Raw genomic sequence first — 11,274 nt, forward strand, 5'->3', positions numbered from 1 at the left:
AAAATCACGATAGAGTCCCAAAAAAAACACGTATTTTTGTTCTGTATTTTTACCTCCATAAATGCCTAAATATCCCGAAAAGAAAATAGCTCAATTACTTTTGCAATCATGCGTCGCACAGGGAATCAAAAAAGTGGTCATTTCACCGGGTTCTCGAAATGCGCCGCTGACACTTGGGATTGTAAATCACCCAGATATACATGCTTTCAGTATTGTTGATGAAAGATGTGCGGCTTTTTTTGCTTTAGGCATGGCCCAGCAATCTAAAAAACCTGTGGTATTACTTTGTACCTCTGGTTCTGCATTATTAAATTATTATCCTGCTATTGCTGAGGCATTTTACAGTAATATTCCCTTGGTAGTGATTTCAGCGGACAGACCTAAACATTTGATCGATATAGGTGATGGACAAACCATAAGACAGGAGGGGGTTTTCATCAACCATATTTTGTCTGAAGTAAACCTGCCTTCAGAAGCTGAATATGCTAGTAAAGACGATTTGGAAAAGGATCTGGTTGGTTTTGCCAAAGATTTGAGAATCCTGTTAGAGACGGCAAAGTTTCACATGGGCCCTGTTCATATTAATATTGCTTTTGATGAACCGCTGTATGAAACAGTGCCCGGTTTATACGATTTTGGATCTCTCATTGAGGTTGGTGAAAGAAGGCTTGAAGATTCCTTAATGGATGAAAAGCCTTTGGATGTAGCTTCCTTAGAGGTATTTGCTGATAAATGGAATGCGTCTAAAAGAAAGATGGTGATTATTGGAAGTAATTATCCGGATGAGTTGTTATCGGTTCAAATGCGTCATCTAATAAAGGATCCATCGGTGATCGTTTTGACAGAAACCAGTTCGAATATATCTGATGAGGGTTTTATCAATTGCATAGATCAATTGATTTTTCCATTGGAGGAAGAAGAGTTTGAAGCCTTGAAGCCCGATATATTATTGAGTTTTGGAGGCATGGTGGTCTCCAAACGCATCAAGCAGCTCCTCAGGAAGAAACAGCCCATGGAACATTGGCATGTGGATCGCTATACCTCCATGGATACCTATCATTGTTTAACAAAGCACTTCAGTGTTTCTCCTCAGTTGTTTTTTAGCCAGTTTTTTTTCTTAACAAAAAATACTGACAGCAATTATCAGAAAAAATGGCTGGATTTGAAAGAGGATCGAAAAAGGGCTCATCAAAAATACCTGGCGCAGATTCAGTATTCAGATATGAAGGTTTTTGATCTGATTTTAGAAAGTCTTCCCGTACCATCGCAAATACAATTTGCAAATAGTTCGATTATCAGGTATTCACAACTCTTTGACTTAAAGAAAGATCTTAGTGTATTTTGTAATCGAGGAACCAGTGGAATCGATGGAAGTACCTCTACGGCGATTGGTGCTGCCCTTGAGAATAAGGAGCAAACTGTTTTAATAAGTGGAGATATAAGTTTCTTTTACGATAGCAATGCACTTTGGAACAAATACATACCAAAAAATTTCAGAATCATCCTGGTAAACAATAGTGGAGGAGGCATTTTTAGGATCATACCCGGACCAAAATCTTCCGATGCCTTAGAGTTTTTTGATACACCGCATAATTTGCAGGCAGCTGATTTATGCAAAATGCATGGTTTCAACTATCTGAGCGCCAAAAACTTGAATGAACTGTCAGCAGGATTAGCAAATTTTTATGCACCCTCAGAAAGACCTGTTCTTTTGGAGTTGTTTACCCCGCCTGAGATCAATGATGAGGTTTTAAAAAATTATTTTAAATCCCTCGCTTAAAGAGCACTATAGACCTTCGCCCTCGTTGTTAGGTTCCTCTTCTTCATTAGAAGGAGCCTCGCCATCGATATAGCCTAATCGTTCTGCTCTTTGTTTTTCAAGAACTCTTTCAATATTGGCATAATAACCGTCGGAATTGGCATTGTCCGAACCAATTTTGGCATAACCGTTTTTATAATGTTTGAGTGCTTTCTTGTATTCGTACCCAGTTTCATAATACAGGCCAATATAATAATCTCCCAGAGGTGTGTCAGGGTAGAGTCTCATAATCATTTTACCAAATTCTTCGAGGTAATCGCCATTTTGTTTATCAATGATGATAGGTTCAATTTTATAAATATCACTTTCTCTGATCTTCACGTTGGATCCATATAGATACTCTATTTCAACATACTTTCTTTCCAGATATTCAATCGCATCTCCTGGTTCCATCTCCGCAATCTCTTCATCAAACTCCTGTTGAGAAATGGCAGCAAATTGTCTAAAGGTGAAACCTATGGAGCTAGCAGCCGCTTGCCCTATAGAAGCCGTTTTACTGGCATTCGAGAAATCATCAAAATGGTATTTAAAGTTTGGGTTCTCTGATAATTTAAGCAATCCATTGGTACTGTTAATAGATGCTGTTCTTTTTTCAGTGTTAAAATCACCACCGCTTAAATAATAAAAATACTGAGTAATCAAACTTTGACTTTTAAGCTCTAGCTTTTGATGCAGGTCCGGAGCGTAACTCGGATTGATATTTATATAAGCATTAAATACAGGGGTCTCTTCCAAAAAGAAATAATTGATAAAATTCCCGGTTAATGTATTTCCAACCACTGTTTTGAACAATGAAGTAGGATAATTGTCGTCTAAATATGGTAAAAGCTCGTCTCTGACAAAGCCATAGAATTTAGAGCTCTCTTCATTGGGCAGGCCGGTATCTTCGCTATAATCACAGTCAGAATATCTTTCCTGGTTCTGATTCTGATAAATACCAACTACAATTTGCTCTGGTGCTTTATCTCTCGCAGCGAACAGTTTCGAATTGGCAACATACACATCGAATAGAAATTCACCATCCATCAACACGGCTACCGGATAGGTATTTTTATTATTTTCTTTAAAAGATTCGGGTATATAAATTTTCAGGATCCTTTCCTGATTTAAATTAAACGAATTGAATTTCTTGTATACAATATTGTCCTGGGCGTATCCAATAAATGAAATAAAGAAGAATAACAGCATTAACTTTCTCATGAGAAATGATTTAAATTGTTTTTTGTTTGCACGACAAAAACGATCAACAAGAAGTTTAATATCTAAACTTTTGTTAATTTCGCTTCGTTTAATTAATTATCCAACGAGAAAAGAGGATAATTATTTTGTAGAAATTGTAAAACTTATCAAATGAATCAACCCAAATGGCAAATTGTTAAAGATTACGAAGACATTACCTATAAGAAATGTGATGGAATTGCACGAATCGCATTTAACAGACCAGATGTAAGAAATGCCTTTAGGCCTCAGACTACCAAAGAGTTGTATGATGCTTTTTATGACGCACAGGAAGACGTAACTATAGGTGTTGTACTGCTGTCGGCCGAAGGTCCTTCCAGTAAAGATGGAGTCTATTCATTTTGTAGTGGAGGAGATCAAAAGGCAAGAGGTCATCAGGGCTATGTGGGGAAAGATGGATACCACAGACTGAATATATTAGAAGTGCAGCGTTTGATTCGCTTTATGCCGAAGGCGGTTATTGCGGTAGTGCCAGGTTGGGCTGTTGGCGGAGGACATAGTCTGCATGTGGTTTGTGACCTGACGTTGGCAAGCAAGGAACATGCAATATTTAAACAGACAGATGCCGATGTAACGAGTTTTGATGGTGGCTATGGGTCTGCTTATTTGGCCAAAATGGTAGGTCAGAAAAAAGCACGGGAAATATTTTTCCTTGGAAGAAACTATTCAGCGCAGGAAGCCTATGAAATGGGTATGGTCAATGCGGTTATTCCTCATGAGGAACTGGAAAATACAGCCTACGAATGGGGGCAGGAAATTCTGGCCAAATCACCAACATCTATTAAGATGTTGAAGTTTGCTATGAACCTTACAGACGATGGGATGGTCGGACAACAGGTGTTTGCCGGAGAAGCCACCAGATTAGCTTATATGACCGACGAAGCAAAAGAAGGACGGGATGCCTTTTTGGAAAAAAGGAAACCTAATTTTGAAAAAAAATGGATCCCTTAGTAGCTCACAGAATCAAATGAAAAATCAGAAAATTACGGTACTCATTCAATGTGAAGACCAAAAAGGGTTGGTAGCTAAAATAACAGGCTTTTTTTTTAAACAGGGCTTTAATATTCTCAGTTGTCAGCAGCACGTGAATAAAGCTGAGAATAAGTACTTTATGCGTATCCATGTGAGCGCAGAAGAGGTCGCGCTTTCAAAGGCAGATCTTGAAAGTCAGTTTGAAGCTTTGTCTCAGGTGTTGGGAATTAATTGGTCTATCAATTATGAAAGTGATAAAAAAAAGGTCGCCATAATGGTGTCGCATACCAGTCATTGTTTGTATGACCTACTGGAAAGACAACGTGAAGGTGATTTAAATTGTTCCGTGGAGATGATCATTAGTAATCATGACAAACTTCGAAATATATCGGAAATGTTTGGAATTCCATATTTTCATTTAGCGGTTGTTAAAACGGATAAGTCAAAGCAAGAGGGAGAAGTTGTGGCACTTTTAGAAAAATATGACATTGATTTAATTGTCATGGCCCGTTATATGCAAATACTTTCAGAGGATTTCATCAATAAGTACCCACAGAGAATCATCAATATTCATCATTCTTTTTTACCTGCTTTTCAAGGAGCAAACCCTTATCAAAGGGCCTATGAAAGAGGCGTAAAGTTGATTGGGGCAACAGCTCATTATGCGACAGTAGATCTGGATGAAGGGCCAATTATTGAACAGGGTGTTGAAAGAGTCACTCATGAGAGTACTACAAAGACACTTAAAAGGATTGGAGCGGATATTGAACGACTTGTACTTGCCAAGGCCGTTAAGTGGCATCTTCAGAATCAAATAATTGTTTCGGATAACAGAGCTATTGTTTTCCCTGAGGCAGGGGAGTGATAAAATTAGAAAAGATAAAAGCGTATGAAAATAATCTGTATTGGTAGAAATTATGCCAAACACATAGAAGAACTTGCCAATGAAAGGCCGGCAGAACCTGTTGTTTTTATGAAGCCGGATTCAGCGGTTTTATTAAAAAAGAATCCATTTATTATTCCTCCTTTTTCTCAAGACATTCATTATGAAGTGGAGGTTTTGGTAAAAATCAATAAGATTGGGAAGTTTATCGATCAAAAATTTGCGCATAAATATTATGAAGAAATAGGTCTTGGAATTGACTTTACCGCCAGAGATCTTCAACAAACTTTAAAAGAAAAAGGGCTTCCCTGGGAAAAAGCAAAAGCTTTTGATGGCAGTGCGGTTATTGGGAAGTATTATAACAAAAAGGAATTTGATCTTTCGGCCTTGAAATTTCAATTGATCAAAAATGGCACCGTCGTTCAGGATGGGGACTCTTCGCATATGTTGTGGAAAATTGATGAGTTGATTGCCTATGTCTCCCAGTTTTTTACCCTAAAAATAGGAGATGTTATTTTTACAGGAACTCCGGCGGGAGTTGGAAGGGTAGCGGCAAACGACACATTGCTGGGAACCTTGGAGGGAAGAGAAATGTTTCATATTAAAATTAAATAATAGTTGGACCAGTTAGAGATAGAGCGGAAGTTTCTACTCCGCAATGATCAGTTTATCAAAGAGGCATATAAAAAAGAACGCATTGTTCAAGGCTTTCTCTCTTCTGTGCCTGAAAGAACGGTTCGTATTCGATTGATTTCGGAAAGTGGTTTTATCACGGTTAAAGGAATTGGGAACACGTCAGGAACCACTCGATTTGAATGGGAAAAAGAGATTTCAAAAAGCGAAGCTGTTGATTTGCTGGCCTTGTGCGAAACAGGAATGATAGACAAGGAACGCTATTATGTCAAAGTAGGAGTACACACCTATGAAATAGATGTATTTGCTCTTGAAAATCAGGGGCTCGTGCTGGCCGAAATAGAATTGGCCAATGAGTTTGAAGAATTTGAAAAACCGGAATGGTTAGGGAAAGAAGTAACTGGAATTGTAAAATACTACAATTCAAGCTTGGCGAAAAACCCCTATAAAGAATGGTAAATAAAGGTGAATGATCTCTCATTCACCTTTATTATTTAGTTTTTTAAGACAATTCTAAACCTCGCCTTTCCTTCTTCTAGGTGGGTCATGGCTTCATTCACTTTTTCCATTGGGAATTCTTCCACTGTTGGATAAATGTCATGCCGTACACAAAAATCGAGCATGGTCTTTGTCAATTCTGGACTTCCAATGGGGCTGCCTCCAACTGATTTTTCTCCCATAATTAAAGAAAAAGCCGGAATAGCCATCGGTTCTAAAACGGCTCCAACCGTGTGAAATTTCCCTTTGGGTTTTAAACAGGTCAGATAAGAATTCCAATCGAGTGTTACATTGGTTGTATTTAATATAAAACTGAGTGTTCCTGCAATGCTGGCAAGCTCTTCCGGAGAACGTGAATTAACCACCTTCGAAGCTCCCATAGCAAGTATTTCATCTTTTTTATCAGGATTAGAGCTAAAAGCAATAACCTCACAGCCCCAATGTTTTAAAAATTTCAGGGCCATATGCCCTAAGCCGCCAATACCAATAACACCAACCGCATCTGTTGGTTTTACTCCTGCAAGAATAATGGGATTAAATACGGTAATGCCACCACAAAGGAGTGGTCCTGCTTTTGCCAGATCAATTTTATCTGGTAGTGGAATCGCCCAGGACCAATGACCTCTTACTTTATCTGCAAACCCGCCATGTCTTCCGACGATGGTCGCTTCATTGTTTGAGCATAGATGTTGAGAACCATCCATGCATTCAGAGCAGCTCATACAGGAAGCAGACAGCCAACCCAGGCCTACCTTATCACCCACTTTCAGATTTTTTACAGCTGGACCTGCGTTGATGACTTCACCTATTATCTCATGACCCGGCACAAGGGGGTAGATGGTCATGCCCCATTCGTTATTGATCATGCTTAGATCTGAATGGCAGATTCCACAATGAGAAACTTTAATATCAACTTCTTCTGCTCCTAAATCTCCTAACTCATAAGAGTAGGATTCTAGTTTTCCTTTGGGTTCTTGTACGGCAAATGCATTTACTTTCATAATTATTTATTTTCGGGGGTTATTGATTGTTTTCAATAAAAATTCTTACTATTTACACTTTTCTAATATATGCGCTAACTCTTCTTCAGTCAATGCCATAACATGCTGCGGATTAGGGACTATTTCTTTTATCTCACCTAAGGCACAATCGCAATAACTGTTTGCTTTTTCATCTGTAGCACCTTTTTCTTTTTGAGCTTTTTTACAATGATCGAGAAAGAGTTTTTCAACATCTTCGGTCCAGGGATCTTCAATTTTTATCAACAATAAATCGTCTATACACTTCGAATTAACAAATAATTCAACAATTTGATTTTGCTCAAGTTCCATAGCAACCTGTGCGTCGGGATAGGCCTCAATAGATGATTTTAAGAGGCAGTCACAATAAATTTTTGCATTTTTTACATCTTCAGATTCCAGAAATCCAACACAGTTTCTTTCAAATTCTAACATGTTTTTTTCAGTCCATTGATGTGCTGATTCTGCTACTTCCGGTGTTGTTTTATCTTCTTTTTTCTCTTTTCCACAACTAATAAAAAGGAAAGAGATAAAAAGTATTAAAATAGGAGTCTTATATAGTTTCATAGTTTTAAAATTCAAAAATTTCACATTTAATTCGTTCAGTACTTAGTTTTTCTCTCGAGACAAAATCAGACACTACATTTCCTGCAGTTGAGCCCCAAAAAATGATGTCACCGGCATCTCCACCTACAGCTGAGCCTAAAAACTGACCAGCGGTTGCGGCAATAGCCCTGGTCTGTCGACCTTTCATTTTTTTCTCATCCGGTCTTCCTACAGCGATAATATTATCGACAGGAATTTTCTTTCCGGCAATAGGCATAAACCTTGTGCTTCTGGCGTAATCAAAAACTCGAACGACTCCTCGATCTTTAAAAATGCCTGTAATTTTCCCTTGAAAATAGTGGGGGTTTTTTCCTTTTTTTGCGTGACCGATGATTATCAGATCACCTAGCATAAATGTATCTATACTAATTTCGTTGTAGTTGGCGTCATACCTTTTTACAAGTAATTCCTGCCCTTGGGTTGGCAGATTAACACCTAAAATTAAAAAAAGTAACAATAGTTTTTTCATGGGATTTGGTTTGGGTTCATAAATCCTATGAATATTGGAGAATTAGGTTCCTCCTAAAAATTCATAGGGCTAAAAAAACACTGTTTTTTTAGCCCTATGAATTTACGAAAAATTTGGATTAATCCAATACAGAAGCTTCTTCCGTCTTTTCTTTGTAAAGTTCTACTCCAGCATCATAATATTTATCTCCTTCCGTCCAAAATGGAGTTACCGGATCGTTTGAGATCATTCTACAGCTAAGCACATAAGATCTAAAGAATTTTTCCAGATAATCAAAATCAACTGTTTCCGGGTTATCCGCAGTCTGATGATATGTTTTGTTTATTTCTTCATCAAAGGCAGTGAATCCCATACTATATGTGGGTGCAGGTACTCCTTTTTTAGCAAAATTCACATTATCAGATCTGTCAAATAAGTTCTGCTCCGGTGCGGGATCATCAATAACTTCAAGACCAAATTCTTTGGCGCCAGCTATAATATGTGGTGCTACAGTAGTTCTATTCAAGCCAAAAATGGTCACTTTTGAAGTATCATTATACCCTCCGTTGTCACTGTTAAAGCAGTAAACCATATTATGAAGTGGCATTACTGGATTCTCAGCATAATATTTACTACCCAATAATCCTTTTTCCTCACCTGTAAACAAGATGAATAAAGAAGAACGTTTCGTTGGATATTTGCCAAGGTTTTCTGCAGCACTTAACACTGTTACAGTACCTACCGCATTGTCTCTTGCACCGTTATAAATGGAATCGTTTTGAGCATCAGGTTTACCAATTCCAATATGATCGTAATGGGCAGAATAAATAATGAACTCATCTTTAAGTTTCGGATCTGTACCTTCTAAATAACCCACTACATTTCGAGAAAAAAATTCTTCTGATGTAATGCCTTCTATCTTTAATTCAACATCTAGATTTTTTGCACTTTCGATTGAGGCTGCACCAGTGAGCCCTTTGTCTCCTATCCATATATGAAGAAATTTCTCATCTTTTTCAGGATTCTTTAAACCAGTTTTGTCTTCATTGAAATAATGGGCATACCTTGACCATAGATTTTCATCCACTTCCACTAATTCAACTAAACCTGCGGCTTCAGCAGCTTGAGCCATTTCTTTTTTTGCCCTGCCTGCCCTGTATTGAGACCTCATGTCTTTGGTTTCTGCAGTTCCTGCTTTCACGATTATCAGTTTGCCTTTAACGTCCGTGGCAGCAAAATCTTCTTTGGTACCATAACCAAGGTAAACAGCGTCTCCGTTGAAGTCTATGTTTTTTACAGACATCGCTAAAAACTTCTCGCTTGAAAAATCATTGGCTTTGAAATGAATAGATGCAGGAGCACTTACTTTTTCGAAAGGTACATTTTGGTAATACGTATCATTATCTCCTGCAGGTTTTACACCGTATTTACGCAGGTGATTTGCAAGATAAGAAGCAGCAATTTTTAATTCATCTGAACCAGTTTGCCTTCCTTTTAACTCGTCTGAGGCAAGAAAATAAATATGACTTTCAATGTCACTTTTAACCACTGTAGAGCGGACCATTTCTGCATCTGTTTGTGCGTTTACATTTAAGCCCAAAGAAATCATGAGCATGCATAGTATTGATTTTTTCATTGTATTATTTTAGATTTTAGCGCATAAATATATAAATTAAATACGAAGCAGGAATAAAGCCTTTAACGCTGGATCAGATTTAATAGTTCTTTTTAAAAATGATGTACCTGTCAATGACTATATTTGTTTCGCAATAAACAGAAACGAATGCAGGCAGAAATAATAACCATTGGAGATGAGATTTTAATAGGTCAAATTGTAGACACAAATTCTCAATGGTTGGGAAAAAGGTTGAATGAAATTGGGGTTTCTGTATTTCAGATTACTTCTATTCAAGATGATAAGTCACATATATTGAAAGCCATGGAAGAGGCTGAAAAAAATGCAGACATCGTTATTTTGACAGGAGGTCTGGGGCCGACAAAGGATGATATCACCAAATTAACAATGACCGAATATTTTGATGATACGTTGGTTCGGAATGAAGAAATTGAAAATCATATCAAATATTTGTTTGGGAGAATTAAATATAAATTCACTGAGATGGACCTGCAACAGGCCATGCTTCCTGAAAAAGCATGCATATTAAAGAATCAATTAGGAACTGCCTCCGGAATGTGGTTTGAGAAAAATAAAAAGGTATTTGTGTCTTTACCAGGTGTACCAAATGAAATGAAAGGCTTGATGACGGCCTCTGTGTTACCAAAATTACGCGAGAATTATAAGTTACCTTTTATTTTGCATAAAACATTGCATACCTATGGATTGGGCGAAAGCAGGGTGGCGGAAAGACTGAGTGATTTTGAAAATGATTTACCGGCAAATATTAAACTTGCTTATTTGCCTTCTTATGGACGGGTTCGACTGAGACTCACCGCCAAGGGACTTACAGAGTTGGAATTAGCGTCATCCTTAGACGCAGAAGTGCTTCGATTAAAAAAACTGGTCAAGGATATATATGTGGGAGAAGAAGATGATACTTCTATTGAAAGGTCTGTCAATGAACTTTTGAGGGCCAGCAATCAAAGCCTGAGCATTGCCGAGAGCTGTACAGGAGGAAATATTGCCAAAATGATCACTGGTATTTCAGGTGCTTCTGAATTTCTTAAAGGCGCTATTGTGGCATATAGTAAAGAGGTGAAACAAGCCCAGCTGAACGTTTCAGCAGAAACAATCCAAACTCATTCCGTGGTAAGTCAGGAAGTTGCTATAGAAATGGCTTTAAATAGCAGAGAATTATTTGGAACAGATTATGCTATAGCTACCACTGGCAATGCTGGTCCAACAACGGATGATACAGATAAAACAGTAGGGGTTGTTTTTATTGCAATAGCCAGTTCTTCAGGCGTTTATGCGAATGAGTTTTTCTTTGGGACACCAAGAGTAAAGGTCATAGAAAGGGCTTCAGTGAAGGCGCTGGAACTTCTTAGAAAAGAAATTTTAAAAAACAACACAAATAGTTTGTGAGATTAGGAAAGAATATTTAATTTTGCACCTCGTTTTGAAATAAGAATTAAAACAGTCAGGAAATGTCAAGAGTATGTGAGTTAACGGGCAAGAGAGCAATGGTTGGAAACAACG

11 protein-coding genes are annotated in these 11,274 nt (G+C 37.8%); 6 read left to right on the forward strand and 5 right to left on the reverse strand.

Annotated features, from left to right (window positions below; genetic code table 11):
* Positions 1-61: 61 nt before the first annotated feature.
* Positions 62-1,780: a 2-succinyl-5-enolpyruvyl-6-hydroxy-3-cyclohexene-1-carboxylic-acid synthase gene (gene menD / locus ACR2MV_RS06705; RefSeq protein ID WP_434021134.1), complete on the forward strand. Its 1,719-nt coding sequence runs from the start codon at positions 62-64 to the stop codon at positions 1,778-1,780.
* A gap of 6 nt (positions 1,781-1,786) precedes the next feature.
* Here menD and ACR2MV_RS06710 read toward each other — a convergent pair whose 3' ends face one another.
* Positions 1,787-3,019: an alpha/beta hydrolase gene (locus ACR2MV_RS06710; RefSeq protein ID WP_434021135.1), complete on the reverse strand. Its 1,233-nt coding sequence runs from the start codon at positions 3,017-3,019 to the stop codon at positions 1,787-1,789.
* Positions 3,020-3,169: 150 nt separating this feature from the next.
* Here ACR2MV_RS06710 and ACR2MV_RS06715 point away from each other — a divergent pair, with 150 nt between their 5' ends.
* The 4 genes from ACR2MV_RS06715 to ACR2MV_RS06730 are packed head-to-tail and all read left to right on the forward strand — an operon-like array spanning position 3,170 to position 6,005.
* Positions 3,170-4,009: a 1,4-dihydroxy-2-naphthoyl-CoA synthase gene (locus ACR2MV_RS06715; RefSeq protein ID WP_434021136.1), complete on the forward strand. Its 840-nt coding sequence runs from the start codon at positions 3,170-3,172 to the stop codon at positions 4,007-4,009.
* A gap of 16 nt (positions 4,010-4,025) precedes the next feature.
* Positions 4,026-4,895: a formyltetrahydrofolate deformylase gene (gene purU / locus ACR2MV_RS06720; RefSeq protein WP_434021137.1), complete on the forward strand. Its 870-nt coding sequence runs from the start codon at positions 4,026-4,028 to the stop codon at positions 4,893-4,895.
* A gap of 24 nt (positions 4,896-4,919) precedes the next feature.
* Complete coding sequence (locus tag ACR2MV_RS06725) at positions 4,920-5,528, forward strand: fumarylacetoacetate hydrolase family protein (RefSeq protein WP_434021138.1); 609 nt, start codon at positions 4,920-4,922, stop codon at positions 5,526-5,528.
* Between the two features lie 3 nt (positions 5,529-5,531).
* Positions 5,532-6,005, forward strand: coding sequence for a CYTH domain-containing protein (locus tag ACR2MV_RS06730; protein WP_434021139.1), 474 nt, complete (start codon positions 5,532-5,534; stop codon positions 6,003-6,005).
* Positions 6,006-6,040: 35 nt separating this feature from the next.
* Here ACR2MV_RS06730 and ahr read toward each other — a convergent pair whose 3' ends face one another.
* From ahr to ACR2MV_RS06750, 4 genes are all read right to left on the reverse strand, one after another.
* Positions 6,041-7,045: an NADPH-dependent aldehyde reductase Ahr gene (gene ahr / locus ACR2MV_RS06735; RefSeq protein WP_434021140.1), complete on the reverse strand. Its 1,005-nt coding sequence runs from the start codon at positions 7,043-7,045 to the stop codon at positions 6,041-6,043.
* A gap of 48 nt (positions 7,046-7,093) precedes the next feature.
* Complete coding sequence (locus tag ACR2MV_RS06740) at positions 7,094-7,630, reverse strand: hypothetical protein (protein WP_434021141.1); 537 nt, start codon at positions 7,628-7,630, stop codon at positions 7,094-7,096.
* Positions 7,631-7,634: 4 nt separating this feature from the next.
* Positions 7,635-8,138, reverse strand: a complete 504-nt coding sequence (locus ACR2MV_RS06745; RefSeq protein ID WP_434021142.1) for a hypothetical protein — start codon at positions 8,136-8,138, stop codon at positions 7,635-7,637.
* Positions 8,139-8,256: 118 nt separating this feature from the next.
* A complete protein-coding gene (locus ACR2MV_RS06750; RefSeq protein WP_434021143.1) occupies positions 8,257-9,753 on the reverse strand; it encodes a M28 family peptidase in 1,497 nt (498 codons plus the stop codon).
* Positions 9,754-9,900: 147 nt separating this feature from the next.
* On the opposite strand from ACR2MV_RS06750, the gene ACR2MV_RS06755 reads away from it, so the two are divergent.
* Complete coding sequence (locus ACR2MV_RS06755; RefSeq protein ID WP_434021144.1) at positions 9,901-11,160, forward strand: competence/damage-inducible protein A; 1,260 nt, start codon at positions 9,901-9,903, stop codon at positions 11,158-11,160.
* Positions 11,161-11,274: the final 114 nt, after the last annotated feature.

Source organism: Lutimonas sp. (genome assembly GCF_051011215.1).
Classification (GTDB): Bacteria; Bacteroidota; Bacteroidia; order Flavobacteriales; family Flavobacteriaceae; genus Lutimonas.